At 57.8% G+C, this 16,237-nt stretch carries 24 protein-coding genes; 2 read left to right on the plus strand and 22 right to left on the minus strand.

All coding sequences use genetic code 11. The annotated features are described in order from the left end of the window. Positions 1-9: 9 nt before the first annotated feature. From ACSFXJ_RS08990 to ACSFXJ_RS09065, 16 genes are all read right to left on the minus strand, one after another. Entirely contained in the window at positions 10-2,262 is a 2,253-nt protein-coding gene (locus tag ACSFXJ_RS08990; protein WP_435924822.1) for a phage portal protein family protein, read from the minus strand. Continuing rightward, positions 2,259-3,560 carry a terminase large subunit domain-containing protein gene (locus ACSFXJ_RS08995; RefSeq protein WP_435924823.1) on the minus strand — a complete coding sequence of 434 codons (1,302 nt, stop codon included), beginning with the start codon at positions 3,558-3,560 and terminating at the stop codon, positions 2,259-2,261. Before ACSFXJ_RS08995 ends, ACSFXJ_RS08990 begins: the two co-directional genes overlap by 4 nt. After that, positions 3,557-4,099: a phage protein Gp27 family protein gene (locus tag ACSFXJ_RS09000; protein WP_435924824.1), complete on the minus strand. Its 543-nt coding sequence runs from the start codon at positions 4,097-4,099 to the stop codon at positions 3,557-3,559. Before ACSFXJ_RS09000 ends, ACSFXJ_RS08995 begins: the two co-directional genes overlap by 4 nt. Beyond that, positions 4,099-4,395, minus strand: a complete 297-nt coding sequence (locus ACSFXJ_RS09005; protein ID WP_435924825.1) for a hypothetical protein — start codon at positions 4,393-4,395, stop codon at positions 4,099-4,101. The genes ACSFXJ_RS09000 and ACSFXJ_RS09005 overlap by 1 nt, the downstream gene beginning before the upstream one ends. Further along, positions 4,392-4,754, minus strand: coding sequence for a hypothetical protein (locus ACSFXJ_RS09010; protein ID WP_435924826.1), 363 nt, complete (start codon positions 4,752-4,754; stop codon positions 4,392-4,394). Before ACSFXJ_RS09010 ends, ACSFXJ_RS09005 begins: the two co-directional genes overlap by 4 nt. A 104-nt stretch (positions 4,755-4,858) precedes the next feature. Further along, positions 4,859-5,191, minus strand: coding sequence for a Mor transcription activator family protein (locus ACSFXJ_RS09015; RefSeq protein WP_435924827.1), 333 nt, complete (start codon positions 5,189-5,191; stop codon positions 4,859-4,861). A gap of 226 nt (positions 5,192-5,417) precedes the next feature. Further along, entirely contained in the window at positions 5,418-5,819 is a 402-nt protein-coding gene (locus ACSFXJ_RS09020; RefSeq protein WP_435924828.1) for a regulatory protein GemA, read from the minus strand. 7 nt (positions 5,820-5,826) lie between these two features. Further along, positions 5,827-5,991 (minus strand): hypothetical protein, encoded by a 165-nt coding sequence (locus ACSFXJ_RS09025; protein ID WP_435924829.1) that lies wholly within the window; start codon positions 5,989-5,991, stop codon positions 5,827-5,829. Beyond that, on the minus strand, positions 5,960-6,622 hold the full coding sequence (locus ACSFXJ_RS09030; RefSeq protein ID WP_435924830.1) for an ABC transporter permease: 663 nt from the start codon (positions 6,620-6,622) through the stop codon (positions 5,960-5,962). The genes ACSFXJ_RS09025 and ACSFXJ_RS09030 overlap by 32 nt, the downstream gene beginning before the upstream one ends. Next, positions 6,619-6,912, minus strand: coding sequence for an AbrB/MazE/SpoVT family DNA-binding domain-containing protein (locus ACSFXJ_RS09035; protein ID WP_435924831.1), 294 nt, complete (start codon positions 6,910-6,912; stop codon positions 6,619-6,621). The genes ACSFXJ_RS09030 and ACSFXJ_RS09035 overlap by 4 nt, the downstream gene beginning before the upstream one ends. Then, positions 6,896-7,147 (minus strand): hypothetical protein, encoded by a 252-nt coding sequence (locus ACSFXJ_RS09040; RefSeq protein ID WP_435924832.1) that lies wholly within the window; start codon positions 7,145-7,147, stop codon positions 6,896-6,898. The genes ACSFXJ_RS09035 and ACSFXJ_RS09040 overlap by 17 nt, the downstream gene beginning before the upstream one ends. A 14-nt stretch (positions 7,148-7,161) precedes the next feature. Continuing rightward, positions 7,162-7,329, minus strand: coding sequence for a hypothetical protein (locus ACSFXJ_RS09045; protein WP_435924833.1), 168 nt, complete (start codon positions 7,327-7,329; stop codon positions 7,162-7,164). 19 nt (positions 7,330-7,348) lie between these two features. After that, positions 7,349-8,302, minus strand: a complete 954-nt coding sequence (zapE, locus tag ACSFXJ_RS09050) for an AFG1/ZapE family ATPase (RefSeq protein ID WP_435924834.1) — start codon at positions 8,300-8,302, stop codon at positions 7,349-7,351. Next, positions 8,302-8,550, minus strand: coding sequence for a hypothetical protein (locus ACSFXJ_RS09055; RefSeq protein ID WP_435924835.1), 249 nt, complete (start codon positions 8,548-8,550; stop codon positions 8,302-8,304). The genes zapE and ACSFXJ_RS09055 overlap by 1 nt, the downstream gene beginning before the upstream one ends. After that, complete coding sequence (locus ACSFXJ_RS09060; protein ID WP_435924836.1) at positions 8,489-8,968, minus strand: hypothetical protein; 480 nt, start codon at positions 8,966-8,968, stop codon at positions 8,489-8,491. Before ACSFXJ_RS09060 ends, ACSFXJ_RS09055 begins: the two co-directional genes overlap by 62 nt. A 4-nt stretch (positions 8,969-8,972) precedes the next feature. Then, entirely contained in the window at positions 8,973-9,737 is a 765-nt protein-coding gene (locus ACSFXJ_RS09065; RefSeq protein WP_435924837.1) for a hypothetical protein, read from the minus strand. Positions 9,738-9,815: 78 nt separating this feature from the next. Between ACSFXJ_RS09065 and ACSFXJ_RS09070 the strand changes: the two genes are divergently transcribed. Beyond that, entirely contained in the window at positions 9,816-10,502 is a 687-nt protein-coding gene (locus ACSFXJ_RS09070) for a hypothetical protein (RefSeq protein WP_435924838.1), read from the plus strand. 69 nt (positions 10,503-10,571) lie between these two features. On the opposite strand, the gene ACSFXJ_RS09075 is transcribed toward ACSFXJ_RS09070, so the two are convergent. The 6 genes from ACSFXJ_RS09075 to ACSFXJ_RS09100 form a co-directional block, all read right to left on the minus strand. Beyond that, positions 10,572-11,054, minus strand: coding sequence for a hypothetical protein (locus tag ACSFXJ_RS09075; RefSeq protein WP_435924839.1), 483 nt, complete (start codon positions 11,052-11,054; stop codon positions 10,572-10,574). A 17-nt stretch (positions 11,055-11,071) separates the two neighbouring features. Further along, the gene (locus ACSFXJ_RS09080) at positions 11,072-11,461 is read right to left on the minus strand and encodes a hypothetical protein (RefSeq protein ID WP_435924840.1); all 390 of its coding nucleotides are present in this window, start codon (positions 11,459-11,461) and stop codon (positions 11,072-11,074) included. Beyond that, positions 11,454-12,464 carry an AAA family ATPase gene (locus tag ACSFXJ_RS09085; protein ID WP_435924841.1) on the minus strand — a complete coding sequence of 337 codons (1,011 nt, stop codon included), beginning with the start codon at positions 12,462-12,464 and terminating at the stop codon, positions 11,454-11,456. Before ACSFXJ_RS09085 ends, ACSFXJ_RS09080 begins: the two co-directional genes overlap by 8 nt. 18 nt (positions 12,465-12,482) lie before the next feature. Further along, on the minus strand, positions 12,483-14,486 hold the full coding sequence (locus ACSFXJ_RS09090; RefSeq protein ID WP_435924842.1) for a Mu transposase C-terminal domain-containing protein: 2,004 nt from the start codon (positions 14,484-14,486) through the stop codon (positions 12,483-12,485). Positions 14,487-14,516: 30 nt separating this feature from the next. Continuing rightward, positions 14,517-14,804, minus strand: a complete 288-nt coding sequence (locus tag ACSFXJ_RS09095) for a hypothetical protein (RefSeq protein ID WP_435924843.1) — start codon at positions 14,802-14,804, stop codon at positions 14,517-14,519. Positions 14,805-14,901: 97 nt separating this feature from the next. Continuing rightward, positions 14,902-15,114 carry an XRE family transcriptional regulator gene (locus ACSFXJ_RS09100; protein WP_435924844.1) on the minus strand — a complete coding sequence of 71 codons (213 nt, stop codon included), beginning with the start codon at positions 15,112-15,114 and terminating at the stop codon, positions 14,902-14,904. Positions 15,115-15,319: 205 nt separating this feature from the next. On the opposite strand from ACSFXJ_RS09100, the gene ACSFXJ_RS09105 reads away from it, so the two are divergent. Then, on the plus strand, positions 15,320-16,198 hold the full coding sequence (locus ACSFXJ_RS09105; protein ID WP_435924845.1) for a S24 family peptidase: 879 nt from the start codon (positions 15,320-15,322) through the stop codon (positions 16,196-16,198). The last annotated feature ends 39 nt before the right edge of the window (positions 16,199-16,237 follow it).

Here is a 16,237-nt window from a genome sequence, read left to right on the forward strand (position 1 = left end):
TTTGCCTCCTTATTCCTCACGGTCTTTGACCGATTCGGGCACTTCCCGAAGCGATACGCTCGGGGACTTGGCCCAGCCCGGATCGGGTGAAACGTCCGGCCTGAAGTTGGCCGGGGTGATACCTTCACGGGCGGCGCGGTACTTGTTGATGGCGATCACGCCGCAGCGGCAGCGGTGCCCGTTCGGCGGCCACCATTCCTGCCAGATCGGATCGTCGCGATGCGCGATCAGGCCGTTCATTGCCCGGTGACTGGCCCGCGTGCCCGAATCCAGGACGGCGGAATACCGGTAGAAGGGGAACATATCCGCCATTTCCGGCTGCTGGAGCTTCTCGTACTGGCCGGTTTCGTAGGCCGTCTGAATTTGGTTGCGGAACACCGTCTCCATGTGCCACGGGTCCGCCTCGGCGATGCCGAGCGCCTCCGCCTTGGCATTCACGGCCTTCAGGAAGTCGTCGAAGGTCGTGCCTTGTTCCAGGGAGGCGAGCAGCGCCTCGTGGATCGCCCGAACCATGTCCTGGCTTTGCACGCCCGCCAGCGTGAAGTGCTTCGCCTTCAGCTCCTCATTCAATTTCCGGTACTGCTCGATGTTCAGCGGCATCAGTTGCGAGAAGTAGCGGATCGCCTCCTCGAATTTGACCGGCTTGGCAATGACCTTATACGTCAGCTCGTCGTCTTCATCCGCGAAGGAGGCGCTGCCTTCGCGCTCGGCCTTCAGGTAATCCAGGTGCGCGCCGTACTCGCCCATCGCATAGGCGACGATGCCGGTGCGGTTCATCAGCTCGGCCAGCTCGGCGATTGCGTCCCGATCCGGCTGCAAACGCTTGACATCGGCAGCGCCGAAGTCCTGCCATTCACGCACTTGCTGGACCAGGTGATTCCACATCCGGCGGACGATCGGCTGCGCCGTATCCACGGACCGGGCGAACAGCAGCTGAAGCTGATCGGCTCTCTCCAGTTGGTCGTCCTCGCTGGCGGCGAACTGGACGACGTGCAGCTCGCGGTCATGGTCATGCGTTTTTCGCGCTTTTTGTGAGACGTTTTGTTCCGCAAACAGCGGGGAAGGGGCGACCTCCGCCTTCTTCACCAGTACATCATCCTTACCGGGACGGGGGATGTTGTACTTCTCGTAAAAGTAATCCACCGAGATCGGCACGCCCATATTGACCAGCTTCTCGTCGCGTTCCACCCATTCCTTATGCACTTCTTCGGTCTCGTAGCTGATATGGAAGAACGGATACGACTCGACCTCGCCGAAGTTGAAGGCGACCAGGAACGGGATCAGGTCCGTGTTGATCGCGCTCATGAGCATCTTGGCGTCCGCCTCGATGATCTCGTCCTTGACGCCCTCGTGCGTCTTGCTGGCGGCGAACGATCCGCCGGTCGGCAGCTCGGTCGTCAGCGTCTGGCCGAGGATCGCCTTCGAGATTTCCGCATTGCAGAAGCGCAGGAATGCTTCGTGCGCGTCGCCTTTCGCGTCACCGGCTTCGATGAAGTCCACAGATGAGTTGGCCGGGATCGCGACCGCCGCGTCCTGGACGAGCGAGACGAGCGCATCGAGCAGCCGGTCCTGATCGGCCTGCGACGTGCCGGGCTGGTACTTGCCGATGGCGGTCGGCATCCCGTACTTCTCCATGAAGATCGCCCAGAATTTGAACCCGTGCTTCTTGAACTGCCACGCCCAGAAGCATTTCGTCGCCAGCGCCACGCCGTAGGGGTTGTGATCGTCGCCCGATTCATGGACAACGGTTAGGAACTTGCCCGGCGGAACCGGCTCGCCCTCGATGTCGGCCGAGCTCTTCAGGAAGCGAAGGTTCCCGTCGATGTCGAAGGTGAAATATTCGATCGGGCGGTCCTTCATGTTGGCGATCGTCCAGTGCCCGTCCCGTTCCGTCCAGATCAGCTCGTGAATGTTCCGACCGGCGAATACGGCGTCGAGCATTTGCCGCATGTCCTGGTCGAAGTTGAGCCGCTCGAACGTCTCCTTGACGAAGGCGGCGATCTCCAGATCGCGCTTGTCGTCGGAGGCAGGGAGCACGTCCCAATCCTTGGAGAGGACGCCGCTTTTGCGCTTGGTTAGCTCTGCCCACACATGCGCGTCGGTCTTCATCTCCTCGAAAATCTCCGCCGACTTGCCGGTCTTCTTCAGGATGATGTCCGGGTTCGGCAGCGACTTCATGAAGGCGCCGAACGTATTCAGGACGCGGGCGATCTCGCTCGTATCCGGTTTTTGGATTGGTCTGCCGTCTGGACCGAGAATCATCCGTATCCCTCCATCATCCTCCGCGCTGTGCTGCGCCGGGCGACCGTCACATCCAGCGACACATGCGGGTTATTGATTGCTGCATGCAGCGAGAGGGCGAGCGCCCAGAAGCGGTCCGCGTGGCCGTTCTCGCTGCGTTCGGCGGCGTACCGGATGTTCCCGGCAGCCGTCGTGATCTTCTGAACCGAGTGCAGGTCGTTGCGCAGCACCCGGTCGATCGGGATGCGCACGGCCTTGTCCTCAAACGTCCGGCGCTGGGTGATCGCGAGCTCCTGCTTGACCGGGCCGGTAAACTCGACGGCCTCGGCCTTGGTGCCGAACGCTTCGACCGCCTCCTCGGCGAGCTGCATGCCGATGCCGGTAGCGTCGATACAAGCCCGGCGCATGCGCGGCATGGACAGGTAGGTGAACAGCTGCTCGCGCTGGACGCTGAACTTCTGCTTCTCCAGAACGTGGATCGCGCGCGTCCAGTACAGCGTGCCGGTGTATTCGAGCACCCACATGACGGTCAGGTCGCGCTTGCGTCCGATGTCCACGCCGAGCGTCAGATCGCCGACCGGCGTGAAGCCCTCCGGCAGGGCGAACGTCGCTTCGTCCGTCTCGCAAGGGGTGATGAGCTCGTAAGGGAGGAGCGATCCGGCCTCGTCGATGAACTCGCAGCAAAACTCTTGCAGCCAGTCATCCTCCGATTCGCAGCCCTTGCGCAGCTCGTCGATGTCGAGATTGAGCCCTTGCTCCTTCGCCATGTAGATGTCGATGAAATGCTTCGACCAGGTGCCCGTGTTGTCCATCCACAGGTCGTAAAACTTGCCCGACTTGCCGTTTGGCGTCGAGATGACGCGCAGCTTGTAGCCCCGCGTGATGGTTGGGTAGAGGGCCGTCCAGATTTTCCGGCTATCCGCATGGAAAGCAAACTCATCCAGAACGACGTTGCCGGAGAAGCCGCGCGCGGTATCCGGGTTGGCCGGAAGGCCGATGATCTTGCTGCCGTTCGGGAAGCGAACCTCCAGCTGGCGGATGTCCTGGTCGTCGATGCGGAAGGTCGTCTCCAGCTCCTCGCAGGCGACGCCGATCGCGCGGGTGTGCATGGCGACCTTCTCCATAAGCTCCTTGCTTTGCCGTTCCCCGCGTGAGAGGAGCACCCACGTCGTTCGGTGATCGAGACAGTCGAGGACGACTTCCAGCGAAACCGCGAACGAGAAGCCGGTCTGCCGGGCTTTCAGGGAGATTTTGAACCGGCTCTTGTCTTCGACCCATTTGCGCTGGTATTCGGTAAGCTGGATCGCGGGCTGCGTCATAGGATGCCGTAGACTTGCTCTTTGATGTAGGCCAGCGTCTCCGCGTCAAGCCCCTTTTGTCGCCCGGTTTCCTCGATCGCCTTGACGGCCTTCTCGGCCTTCTGCCGGAACTCCAGCTTCAGCTTCTCACGCTGCACCGAGCTGCGCTCCAGCTGGGCGAGTGCCTTCATGGTTTCGATCAAGCCCTTGTCGATCACGCCGCCCTCGTCCTGGGCGGCCATCAGTGTTTCCTGGATGAGCTGCACGGCCAGATTGGATGCCGCCTCGGTCATTTCCGTGGCCGGTCGATCCTTGTTGTCTTCGATGATCGCCTTGGCCTGCTCGCGGGCGATCCGCAGCTTCTCCAGCCGTCCGAGGAAGTCTTTGCCGTACCGATGTACTGTGACGTGACTGACTTCAACGCCTGTTTGTTCAGCCATTTGGTTAATCCAGTCCGCGATGTCGCGGTACGTTGCGCCGGTCGTCAGTTTTTTGTTGACCGCCTCGACGATTTCCGGCGGCAGCTGAAGCACTTTGCTGTGCTTGCGGCGGCTGCTCATCAGCGGATCACCAGCACACCAGGATCATCCGGGATGTTGCCGTCCAGCAGATCGATGCCCTTGGCGGTCAGGGCGGCCATCGTGCGCTGGATGCCGAGCTCGTTGCCTTCCTCGGTGCGGGCGTACCCTTTCTCTTCGAGGTAGTGCAGGTGCCTGCGGATTTGCGGCAGCGATCCGTCCAGCTGACTGTCGTTCAGCGTCAGCGAGATCAACCGGTCGCTGGCCGGACTTGGATATTGGACCTTGAGGATCGTCAGGATGAATCCCCGGATTTCTTTTGCTTCCTTGTTGTTCATTCGCCTTTCCCTCCAGCTCCCGTCAATTTGCTCACGCTCTGGAGCATTTCCCGCACGTCGCGGGTGAGCGTATCGACTTTATGCTCAAGCCCCGCGATCGCCCGCGTCTGATCGTCCTTCAGCTCCTTCAGGGCGCGGTTGAAGTCGTCCTTCAGAACGTACTTTTGCGGCAGCTCGGCCTTAAAATTGGAGATGTCCTTCTCGATCTCCTGGAGGTTTTTGTCCAGGGAGGACTGATTTTCTTTCACGCTGGCACGAATGTCTTTGAGAAAATAACCGATGATGCTGGCGAGCGTAAGGAGAAGGGAGCCCATAACCGAGATGATGGTGATGAGTGTGCCGGTCGGCAGTTGATTCAATGCGGGTTCCTCCTTCGGAAAAAATAAAAAAGCTATCAGCGTTTATGCTGATAGCTTATCGAACTCTATGAGAACTGTCGGACTAAGGCGCTTGGGGAAACCACTCACACTTCGCCATCGCCGAACAAGGATAGCTGATCCAAGTCTTCGTCGGGCGATTTACCCCGTACAATACTGCGAACCCAGTTTTCTGTCAAGTTGAATTTCTTGGCAAGCCCCCGGCAGTTGTAGCCGTTGTATTCCTTACGAATTTGCCGGTCGCGAGCGGTTTGCAATGACGTATCGTGCTTGGGAAGATAAATCTTGGCCCCGCCGAAGAGCTTGGCGATCTTGAGAGTAGGTTCGACGCCGATCTCCTTGGCGATCTGGTAGTAGGGCTCGGGGAGATCGTCGGGCTTTACGTCATTGATCCAGTTTTCCGCAGACATGATCGACATCCCTCCTTTCAATGATCATGGGCGGCAGCCGCGAGTTCCCATTCTTTGGCTTCGGTGTGCTGGGTGACGGCCTGGCAGGACGGGCACCACAGCGTTTTGATGTGGCCGGATTTCTTGAGCTTGCACCTTCGCCGCTGAATGGTCGAAATGTGGCGGCAGACGGGGCAGATGAGGTACGTCGCCGCCAGAAGGCGCGAGGCGGATCGTCGGCTCAAGCGGGCCGTCCTTACGGCGCGGCGCGCTGATAACCGCGATCGCGCATCTTCTTCAGCGCCTCGATCACCTTCATGCCTTGCTGCTTCGTCAGCCAGCCGATCCGGTCCACGCCGGTGAGCTTTTTGACGAAGCCCTGAAGGCGCTTGGGCTCGTCTGCCCAGCCGAGCTCCTTCTCCAGCTGACGGATTTTGCCGAGCATGGCATCCGTCGCCCGGTGCTCGCGCGGCTTCGGCGCTTCGCCGACGAGCTTGCACAGCCGGTCGATCACCTTGATCGCCTGTTCCTTGGTCAGGGCGGAAATGCTGCGGTCGCCGCTGATCTGCTCGACGATCGACCGCAGATTGTCCTCCTCGATGCCGTATTGCCTCTGAAGCCCGAAGATTTTGCGGCGCTGCTCGGGAGTGATCTTCATGACGGAATCACTCCTTCCCGATCAGGCGCTGGCACTCTTCGACGGTCATCTGGCGGCGGTACATGCCGCCGGTCACGGCGTTCAGATCGGCGTCGAACAGCTTGTCGAAGTCCGGGCTCATTTCCACCCGCGTCATTTCCTCAATATTCTGAACCGGCATTGCCATTCTCATCGTCCTCCTTTGTGTATTCTAGGCCCACGCTGATGCTGTCCTCGACAAAAACGGATTTTCTCACGCTCTCGATGTCCTCGTCGGTCAATTCGGCAAAGAATCGGTCAATCAGCTCGGCGTTCTTCGCCAGGCGGATCGCATCGAGTTCCTCTTCCAGATCGCCCTGGATGCCAAGCGCCTCCAGCAGTTTCTTGTCCTTCAGGTATTCGCCCTTGAGCTTCTTTTTGACGGTTTTTATGGCGTCAGGGGAGAGGCCGAGCCCGCGCAGCACGTCGTCGATTTGGATGTCCCGGCTGTAATCACCCTTGAACAGGGCGATGAGGGCCGTTTTGAACCTCGCTTCGACATCGTATTTGACCTCTTCCTTGCGGGCGACCTTCGCCCGGACGAGCTCGCCGAGCACGGTCAGCAGGCGCTCGTAGTTGTCAATCTCGAACTTTTCCTTGTAGACAGCATTGAAGCGTCCGGCGGTGCCGAAGATTTGCAGATGGGACAGGTTTTTATTGTCCATTTCCGCATAGGCTGCCGTCGTCAGCTCGGCTTTGATGGCATCGAGCCGCTTCTTGTCCTCCTTCATCTTGCGCTCCAGAAGGATCGCTTCATCGACGAGCTGGGCGAGGGATGTGCTCATGAGCTCGCCTCCTGTCCGACGAAGGCGTTCGCGAACTTCCGCTCGGACACATCCACATCCATCTGTTCGACGCAGTTGGCGCAGACGAACCGTCCCCTGTGGACGATCAGCTGCTTGTCGGAATCGCAGAACAGGCATTGCCCGTTCGTGCGCTGGAGGAGGATGGTGCCGTCTTCAGCGCACACTTCGATCTTGAATTTCTCGCCGCCGGTCAGGCCGAAGTCGCGGCGGAGAGCGGACGGCAGGGTGATAGCTCCGGTTTTGTTGATTTTCTTATTGAATGATTTCAAGGGAAAAACTCCTTTCGCTGAATGAGATTTTTTGTTCCTTGAGCAGCGTGCAGTACGCTCTCTCGGCGGCGACCAGGCGATGGATCGCGGCGTCTACGAACGCCGGTTCCGCTTGGTCGAAGTGCTGCCAAGCGATCGCCAACTCCGTCCGGGCACGCTGAAGCTCATGACTTGCAGGAAGGGCGGGAGGTTCGTCCCGGTGTCGCCTTGCTTGGCTCAACAGTTGCAGCAGCATAGCCTCGCCTCCTTTCAGGATTCAGATACTTCGGTCAACTCTCCTTCATAAAGACCGAGAAATTCAGGATCGTCGTGCCCGCAGATGGGGCACATTTTCCCGAGGTTGCTTTGTGCGACAAAGAACTTTTCTTCACACTCCCAGCACTCATAGCGTTCAAATAAGCCCATGACCGCTTTCATTTGTGGCGATCTCCTTTCATCAAAATGTCTCACGATCTTTCTTGCGACCGTCCTCGCCGTCCATGTGCGCATGCTTCATCATCTGGTTCAGGCGGCTGCGGATCGCTTCGACCTTCTCTTCCAGCCGGTGCTTGCGCATGGCCTTCTCATACACCTGGTCGGGCGCGTAGTTGCTCGTCGCGAACGTCGGCAGGTTGCCGGTGAAACGGGCGTTCACGATCTCGAACATGACATCGACCGTAAATTCGGTTCCGGCCTCCTGGCCGAACTCGTCGATGACGAGCACCGGCGTCGTGCAGTACGCCTCGATCAGGGTATCGAGCGATTCCTTTTTCGAGAGCATGCCGCGCATGTTGCGGAAAATCGCGTCGGTGCGAATAAACAGCACCGGCACGCGGCGTTCCTCCAGCCGGTTGACCATCGAGAGGACCAGATGCGTCTTCGCCGTTCCCGGCGGTCCGTATATGTAAACGCCCTTGTCGCTTGCGCCGGGCGCGAACTCTTGGGCGAATCGGTGAATGTACGCGCATAGCTGCTTGTGACGCCGCTTCTGCGCGTCCGGGAAGTTGTCAAAGGTGAAGTCTTTGTCGCTGGCTGCCTTGCCGGAGAGGCTGACGAGACGTTGCCAGCGCAGCTCCTGATGATAATCGCGGAATGGATCGCACCTGCCATGAAGGCTATTTACGTAGTCGCCTTTCGGATCGCTTGCGACCTCCAGGCGGATGATCATGCCTTCCTTGCCCGGCGACCTGCGGCAATTCGCGTATCCGGTGCAGCCTTTGCATTCCTCGGCCTGCTTGACGCGCTCCAGCAGTTGCAAGGCGGCGCGGCGAATCATCTCATCAGTCGCGCCGAGTTCGATCAGTTCCGACAGTTGCTCTCGGAAATAGCCCGGCGTATATCGTTCCATGACGGCATTCAGTCGTTCCTGCCACGCCGGATTGTCGGCGATGGCTTCCTTGATGCTCTGCATTAGCGTTCACCGCCTTGAATCGGCTTCAGATCAAAGATCAGCCGCTGCCCGGCTTCGTCGAAGCGGATGCTTTCGTACATGCGTCCGTTCTCCTTTTGGAGCTGACGGAGCAGGCTTTCCACGCTGACGATCGCGCTGGTGATCGTCTTGCAAGAAGAGGAGAACTGGACGGCGCAGCGGTTCCGGTCACGAGGTTGCGCCATGATCGTCGGCGTCGCCGCCGCCGTCTTGCTCCGAGGCTTCGCCATGCGTTTCACCGCCTTTCGCGGCCGCCTGCTGCGCGAATGCTTCGGCCAGGTCCATCCGTATCCGGGGGGTATAGCTTCGATTTTCCAGCAGCTCGGCGGCTTTTTGCGTCTCCCGGCAAACCTCCCGCAGCTCTTGCAGCAGTTTCGGACGGCTGCGGATGTAGTCAACGAGCGGTTTCAGCAGCAAGTTTTGATCTTTGCGCCGCCTGCGGTTCAAGCGGTTTTCCTTGATCTCGGCGATATAGCGCCCGGCCTGCTCGTCATCACAGGGCAGCAGCTCGATCGCGTGCAGCAGGTCGCCGGATTCTTTGTCGTACTGCTCGATTTTCCGATCGTTCTCGTCGAAGATTCGGGGGACGTCTGCAATGATGTCCCGCAGTTTTTCGGCGTATTTGATCATGTCTTTTGCGCCCGCCATCGCATCAGCTCCCTTGCGCCCGAGCGCCGCGCCGGATAATCGACTTGATCATGTGTCCGTTGCCGGTTTGTGTCTGGCCGTCTTCGAGCCGTTGTACCGTGTAACGAAAGGATGTTGCCAGCTTCACCTTGCCGACGATGACCGCCTCGACGAGTTTGCGGCCGTCGCGCTTGCTCGCCCCCCCAAGAAGAGGATTTTCAATCAGCTTCGGCACCCGCACGATATCGCCAACGTCTGCCGCCTCCCGCATGTGCTGAATATCCTTGGCTCGCTTGATCACGTCGCGTTTGAGCTGCGTCTTTTGTTTGACCGGCATGCGGGTCGCGTTGAAGGCGAATTCCGACAGGCGGACCGATCGGAGAGCGGCATCGTACTTTCCGCCATTGTCCGCGCACTCGGAAGCGATCGCCTCCACGCATCCGACGCGGTCTTTCCAGCGGAATTTATGCGTCGCGGGGATGTCCTCGTCTTCGTTTTCGTCGTCCTGATCGCGCTCCAGCTTGAACCGTCCGCCGCTGTCATGGACGAACGTCCGGTTTGTCACCGTGTCGATGACGCGCCAGTTCCGCGACATATCCGCATACCAGAACGCCGCATAGCAAGCGTGGTCGTAATTCGAGTACTGCTCCGCCTGCTCCGGCAGCTCCACGTCGCGGAAGAGATGCTCGATCGATCCCGAGCCGTTATGCTTCAGGTATGTGCCCGTCGCCATGTCTTGAATGATGAAAGTCAATGCGCTTTGCACTCCTTTCTTGTCGTTTCTCTCCACAACTTCAAGGATGGCATTTCGACATTTTCCGATTTTTGGTACACTGATGTTATGTCGCAGAGAGGGGAGTAGAGTATATTGGAAAATGAATTTCCGATGAAAAGTAAAGAAGAAGTAGACCGCCTGATCAACGATCCGGCGCACTATCACGCCAGCATGATCCACGTTTTTAATTCTCGCGAGGCGATCGAGATTGGCCGATACGACTGGCGAATGATCTGTCAGCGGTATCAAATCGAAATGTACCCGTTATTGAGCGATTACGTCGTGAATCTGCTCGCACACGTCCAAGAAGTGAATCCCGCATCGCCGCCTGATCCCATTGACATCCCGAATCGCGTGTACGTGACCTATGGGCCATACGTAGACTTGTTGCTGATTTTGCATCACTTTAACGACAAACAGGTTCAAGGGCTGCTGACTGCAATGGATCAGACTGTCCCGGAAGAAGATATTCCGTTTCGCGACCTGGAGCCATGGGCTGATTATTACGGCGCTCCCCGCGAACTGCTTTCGCGTCATTTCGAGGGACTTCCCGAAATGACGCCGCCGCTCGCCGAAATTGTTTGGCCGATCCTATGGGTATTTCAAGGAGCAGAACTCGTCGCCTATCGACCGATCAGCCCCATGCAGCTCGCTGTCCTGCTTGTGAAATACGGTCGAGAAAACAAACGGAGCTACTATCGATTCAAAAAGGATTTTATCGACCGGTATGTTCCGCGCTCTTCGCGTTCTTCAAACTCTTCAGACTTTTCCAAGGATTGATTTTGGGAAACTCCGGCGCAGCCAGGGCTGCGCCTCCTCTTTTGGGCGCAATTTGCAAGGGTTGACTCTTCACGCCTGAAACCTCCTTTCGCAGCGGATTTGCTCCAATCGGGCCTTCGCCATGCCGGGATTGATGCCGATCAGGTGCCACTTTTTCACCCAATAATACAGGGAGTTTTTGCTCATTCCCCAGCGGCGCTCCACGTCGGCGATCGTCATGCCTCCCGCGATCAGCGCTAGAAACTCGGGAAGGGGCGGTTCTGTCTTCTTTCCGACATGCCTCGCCCTGGCTCGCCGGGCCTGCTCTGCGGGATCGGAGAGCTTCGGCGGCTTGGCGGGCTTGGTCTTGGTCTTCTCGGGCTGCGCTTGCGTGCCCTTGTCCTTGATGGCGATCGGCTTTTTCAGCAGTTGCCCTTCGCTGTCCGTCGGCAGGGAAGGGGCGGCTCGCCTCCGCAATTCCTCCAGTTCCGCGCCGGTCAGCCGGTAGCTGACAACGGGGCCGCTGCCCGTTGCGCGCATTTCGTTTTCCCGCTTGGGAATCGGGTATCCCACATTCTCTCCTCCCTGAATTAGAATAAGTCGTCCAGCTGGATCGCCAGCTTCGGCCTGCCATCCGGCATGGTGGCCGGTCGCTCCGGCGGCGGGTTCGAGTAGCCGGTGTGAACCACTCGTACGATGTCGGCCACGTCGTAGCGTTCCAGCACGTAGCTCACGGCACCGGCTTCATCGACCACACCCTCCACGTACACGATGCGGATGCCGCCTTCCGGCGGTACAAACGCGACATCGTAAATGCGGAGGGGTTTTCCCCAATACAAGCGGCGGCGTTCCCGACCGCGTTCCCGCGCGGCCGCGATCCGTCTTCGCCAGGAACGCACCCAATCGGCATGCTTTGCACGGCGCGACGGCTTGATCTGCGGGGGAGGCGCGGCTTTTGGCGTGGCGATCCGTTTACGCATTGGCCGTCAGGTTGATCTGGCCGATCTCCATCACCATGTCTTCCGTGATCGACTTTCCTCTGGTGATGTCAAGCAGCGCGTCCAGAATTTCCACGCAGTTGCGCAGGCCGCCCTTGCGCGGGTTGAGGGCGATCTGAATCATCAGGCTGCGCGCCGCCTTCGTCATGTTCACCCGTTCGAGCAGCTGCTCGACTTCCTCGCGGCTCGGCCCTTGCAGGCGCTGATGGAACGGGGCGCGGTCGGCGAGGCGCTTCAGTTCCGGGCGCATGTCCGCGAAGTCCAGGAACATCTCCGCCAGGGCGAGGTTGCCGATCAGGGCGACGCCGATGTTTCCGGTCTCGTCGTAGATGTCGCGCAGCGCCTCGTATTTGTCCGCCGATTTCAACAGATCAGCCTCGTCGAAGATGAGGAAGTACGGCGTGCGCTTCAGCTGCTTCACGATCCGGCGCGTGAGCTGGTTGGCGCTTCCGGTATCCGGCAGACCGAGCGCATCGGCCAGCTCCTGAAGCAGGCTTTTGACCGTGTGCGTACTCTTGCAGCGGATATAGATCGCGCTGCCGGGATTTTGCTGCATGTACTTTTTCAGCGTTTCGGTCTTGCCGAGACCGGGATCGCCCGCAATGATGCCGAACTTGCATTTGCTGGCGGCCTTCTTCAGGACATAGCGAACGCGACTAACATCGCGGGTTTCGATAAACGGCAGTTCGTCCGCCGTCGTGATGTACGAAACGGCGGGGGAGTCGGCTTCGCCATCGTCCCACATGCCCACCTTGCGCAAATGCTCGCGGATGCGGGGCAGGTACTTTTCCTCTTCTTCGCGATTTCCGTTAATATAGGAACTGATGATGCTTCGATGAATGCCCAGCTCCTTCGCCACGTCGGCGACGGTTGCGCCTTCTTCCTTGATCAGCCGATGGAGGAGGGTCCGCTCTTTCGACCACGTTTCGCGCGGATATTTCATCCGGCTTTCCTCCTCGGTTCCCACCAGTTGCACCAGTGTCATCTTCCATTCCTCCTCGTTTTACCATCCAGCGCCTTCGCGCAGGATGTATTCGTCGATAACGCCGGTTCCTTTATTGGGCTTGCGCGATCGTTCGAGCTTGCCGGTACGCCCTTCCCGTTCTTTGACCACGCGCTCCGTTCCGACCATCGCCTGCACACCTTTTTCGAGCTTGCCGGTTCGTCCGCTCTTGCGCTGCGTACCTGCGGCTTGCCGCTCGGCGGTAACCTGTTCCAGCGAGATGTGCGCGTCCCGAATGAGCTGCATGACGACTTTGCGGCGATTCGCGCGGCGCTTGTGCAAGTCCCGGACATCTTCCAGGGAAGCGTCGAAAGCCAGCAGCTCCTTGTTGGTGGCGGTGAACAGGTACTTTTTCGTTTTCGGGTGGTACACCAGCAACTCTCCAATCCGGTTCGGATCGTATTTGATGATGACCTTCTGGCCGGCGAATGCAGGCAGTTCCGGGTGCATGAACAAGCGTGTCTGGCTGCGCGTGCCGAACCGCTTGATGCCGCTCGGCGTGACCGTCGCGCTTTCCACGTTCATCAGGCAGATGTCCAGCGCGCGCGGGTCCGGCCAGCCTTCCCGAATCTTCGGCGTGGAAAAATGCTTGTGCAGCGGCTCCGTATGTATCTGGCTGTGCCTGGTCGTGTGGTATTCATACAGGTACTGCTCGACTCTTTCGGACAACTCGTCCAGATCGATCAGATTGCCTTGCTCATGCTCCTTTTTTTCGTCGAATCCTTCCGGGCGCTCGTCGGGGTTCGCGCCGCACCAGCCAGGTTGGTCGCTCGTGAATTGCTCGGTGAAGGTGCGGAACCAACGCTCAACGTGGGCCTTGGCTTGCGGATGATACGGCGTAGCAAACTGCACCTTGATGTCGTACTGGGCGCAAATGCTGCGCGTCTCCCGCGAGACCTCCCATTCCTCATGCTTCTTCCCGGCGCGGACCTGCGCTTTGTAATCCTCGCCGTTGTCGATGTAGAGCATGGCGGGAATACCGCCGATTTCCAGCACATCCTCGACATCTTCTCCGTCGTCATTTTTGGTGACGATCTTCTTGGGCAACATGGCGTGCCGCAGCGCGAGGGCGATGGTCTGGCCGTTGGCTCGGTTTGAAATGCACCAGCCGACGACCACGCGGCTGCATACGTCGAACCAGACGGTGATCCATGGACGAATGGGGCGTCCGCCATACGAGATAAACATGTCCATCTGGTGATGATCGCCCATCCATACCTGGTTAACATACTTTGGCTCTTCGCGAGTCGCTTTCTCCGCGAATTTCTCCATGTACTTCTCCGGCCCCTCACGAGCCAGGCAGCACAGGTCCGGTTCGTACGTTTCCATGTCCTTCAGATAGCGGTACACGCTCGCCCTGGACGGCTCTTCGTAACCGTTTGTCTCACAAAATTCCTTCATTTTCTTCAGGACTTTGGACGGTTTCGGTTTCTTGCGATCCAGATACGTGCCCCGGATGAACCGCTCGACTTTAAACGGAATTGACGTGCGCTGCGGCCCCTGTGTGAGCAGCCGCGACTTTCTCATGAGCCCTACCACCCCGAATTCCTCGTATTTTTGAATGTCCCGATAGATGGAACCGACGCTGCGACCGTGAACCTCGGCCAGATGCTTGACCCAGGCCGTCTTGTCCATCCCGCGCGGCGGCTGGGACGCTCGTTCGATGATCTCGATCCGGCGCTCCGCATCGGCCAGCATGGCCTGAAACCGCTCCTTACCGACCGCGTTCTCCAGTTCAGCCAACGTGTAGGTGATGCCGTCGGATAAATCCGGTTCCTTCTCGCTAAGCTGCTCTTCGGCAGTTGCTGCCACTTCATTGCTTGTCCAGTATTTGCGTTGCGCCTCGATCGGGAGGGAGGATATGGGAATATAGTAGATTTTTCCGTTACGGCCGCCGCTGGTGAGCTCCGCCTTCAATTTACCTTCATTGATCTGCTTGCGGACGGCTCTCTCGGTGATACCCAGTATGGATGCGGCTTCCGTAACCGAAAGCTGTGCTTGCATATGTTCCCTCCTCTCGTTCGGTGTTCCGGTTTACTTCTCGTTCAAACGCTCGCTATATGACGTGCTATGTTCATTGAACTGCTTCTCCAGCTCCTTATAGAGCTTGGATAATGCCGTGCGCTTCGCTTCCAGCGCAGTAATTTGTACCGACAGTTCTCCGATCTCGATTGCGATCGGCTCGGCCATGTCGGCCAATCGCTTCATTGCATCCATGTCGATCTGCGTGAGCGCTTGCCGCTTTGCCTCTTCGGCACCAGGGATATGCTCGTACCATAGGGTGACTGCATGCGCCCACGGTTTGAACACGGGTTTCTCCATTTGACCAACTCCCTTTTACAATTCGATAGTTTTCAGCTAAAGATAGAGAAGAGGCTTTCTCTACCTTCATATAGGAAAGAATAGTTCGGGGCGAGAATTACTCCGCTTTTTGTTCGAGGTATTTGATGCCGAGGATTTTCTCAATTTTTTCACGGTAACGGGTTGCTTTACGTGCGCCGGTGATCAGATCGCCGAGGCGATTTTCCGGGATGTCGTACTTTTGGCAAAATTCGCGCTGATCCATTTGCATCTCGGCCAACCGCTGCTTGATCATCCAGCCGAACGCTGTGATCGGCCTCTTGCGTGCCATCCTATCGGCTCCTTTCATTCGACAATCTTAGTGATAGCCAAGAAATTCACTTTACTGATATAATTCTGTTGGGAGTCTACCGCCCACAACTTCATATTACAGATTCAAGTCTGTAAAGTCAATAGTTTTTGATGATTTAAGTCTGTAAGTATAAGACTTTGTTCAGTGATATTAAGATTATAGTCAGTAGGGAGCTGTTTATACTATGAACACGATCGGTGAAAGGATTAAATTCCTTAGAGAATCGAAGAATCTTTCCATGAACAAACTGGAGGATATGATCGGAGCGCCTAGAGGGAGCGTTAACAAGTGGGAGAAGGGGAGCATCCCTGGCGGAAACTATCTGATAGCTCTGTCTGATTTTTTTGACGTTTCCACCGACTGGATTCTTAAAGGCGAAACTCGACGCGAACCGGCACCCGAAAACAAACAAGAGGAGTCGGCTCTTTTTTTTGACAAGAAACGGGAAGTAGTTTCCCATTTTGACAATTTGATAGACTCGCTGGGCGAGCAGGATCGCGCGTTCATTGATAGATACATAAGGCTGGCCATGCTGGAGAGGCAACATGAGAACAATGAAGAGGCGCGGGCATCGAAAAGCGAACCGGCTGCGGCTCCGATCCAATCGAAGTCGAAGGAAGTGCCGGTTGTGAAAGAAGCAGCTGCCGATTACGAATCGCCGAGCGCGATCCCGATCCTCGGGCGAGCTGCCGCCGGTGTGCCGATCGAGCTGGTGCGATTCATCGAAGGCTATCTCCGCGTACCGGAAAAGTATAAGAATTGTTTCGCGGTGAGAGTAGATGGGGAATCAATGGTCAATGCGGGGATCGAGAACGGCGGCTACGTCGTCGTGCGCCAGCAGCCGCGCGTCGATAACAACGACATCGCTCTGGTGAAAGTGGACGACGGCGTGACGATCAAGCGGTTCAAGATGTATAATGACCTGGCTTACCTCATTTCAGAAAACGACAGCATGCGGGATATGGTGTACGATCCGAAGGAAAAGGATATGCAAATTTTGGGCCTGATCGTCGATATAATCAGCCCGAAAGAAGCTGAAAAATTGGTCATCGACGAGCTGTAAATCTGGTTCCGCAGTAAACGAGCTGTGCGGCGACCGAAA

The organism is Paenibacillus salivarius (genome assembly GCF_051307165.1).
Lineage (GTDB): Bacteria > Bacillota > Bacilli > Paenibacillales > Paenibacillaceae > Fontibacillus.

Coding starts and splice junctions, on each gene's coding strand:
- ACSFXJ_RS09060 (WP_435924836.1), bottom strand. CDS start 8,968: ATGGCGGGCGCAAAAGACATGATCAAATACGCCGAAAAACTGCGGGAC.
- ACSFXJ_RS09105 (WP_435924845.1), top strand. CDS start 15,320: ATGAACACGATCGGTGAAAGGATTAAATTCCTTAGAGAATCGAAGAAT.
- ACSFXJ_RS09015 (WP_435924827.1), bottom strand. CDS start 5,191: ATGTCGATCATGTCTGCGGAAAACTGGATCAATGACGTAAAGCCCGAC.
- ACSFXJ_RS09055 (WP_435924835.1), bottom strand. CDS start 8,550: ATGGCGAAGCCTCGGAGCAAGACGGCGGCGGCGACGCCGACGATCATG.
- ACSFXJ_RS09090 (WP_435924842.1), bottom strand. CDS start 14,486: ATGCAAGCACAGCTTTCGGTTACGGAAGCCGCATCCATACTGGGTATC.
- ACSFXJ_RS09080 (WP_435924840.1), bottom strand. CDS start 11,461: ATGCGTAAACGGATCGCCACGCCAAAAGCCGCGCCTCCCCCGCAGATC.
- ACSFXJ_RS09030 (WP_435924830.1), bottom strand. CDS start 6,622: ATGAGCACATCCCTCGCCCAGCTCGTCGATGAAGCGATCCTTCTGGAG.
- ACSFXJ_RS09005 (WP_435924825.1), bottom strand. CDS start 4,395: ATGAACAACAAGGAAGCAAAAGAAATCCGGGGATTCATCCTGACGATC.
- zapE (WP_435924834.1), bottom strand. CDS start 8,302: ATGCAGAGCATCAAGGAAGCCATCGCCGACAATCCGGCGTGGCAGGAA.
- ACSFXJ_RS09040 (WP_435924832.1), bottom strand. CDS start 7,147: ATGCTGCTGCAACTGTTGAGCCAAGCAAGGCGACACCGGGACGAACCT.
- ACSFXJ_RS08990 (WP_435924822.1), bottom strand. CDS start 2,262: ATGATTCTCGGTCCAGACGGCAGACCAATCCAAAAACCGGATACGAGC.
- ACSFXJ_RS09095 (WP_435924843.1), bottom strand. CDS start 14,804: ATGGAGAAACCCGTGTTCAAACCGTGGGCGCATGCAGTCACCCTATGG.
- ACSFXJ_RS09085 (WP_435924841.1), bottom strand. CDS start 12,464: ATGACACTGGTGCAACTGGTGGGAACCGAGGAGGAAAGCCGGATGAAA.
- ACSFXJ_RS09025 (WP_435924829.1), bottom strand. CDS start 5,991: ATGAGAATGGCAATGCCGGTTCAGAATATTGAGGAAATGACGCGGGTG.
- ACSFXJ_RS08995 (WP_435924823.1), bottom strand. CDS start 3,560: ATGACGCAGCCCGCGATCCAGCTTACCGAATACCAGCGCAAATGGGTC.
- ACSFXJ_RS09045 (WP_435924833.1), bottom strand. CDS start 7,329: ATGAAAGCGGTCATGGGCTTATTTGAACGCTATGAGTGCTGGGAGTGT.
- ACSFXJ_RS09000 (WP_435924824.1), bottom strand. CDS start 4,099: ATGAGCAGCCGCCGCAAGCACAGCAAAGTGCTTCAGCTGCCGCCGGAA.
- ACSFXJ_RS09100 (WP_435924844.1), bottom strand. CDS start 15,114: ATGGCACGCAAGAGGCCGATCACAGCGTTCGGCTGGATGATCAAGCAG.
- ACSFXJ_RS09020 (WP_435924828.1), bottom strand. CDS start 5,819: ATGAAGATCACTCCCGAGCAGCGCCGCAAAATCTTCGGGCTTCAGAGG.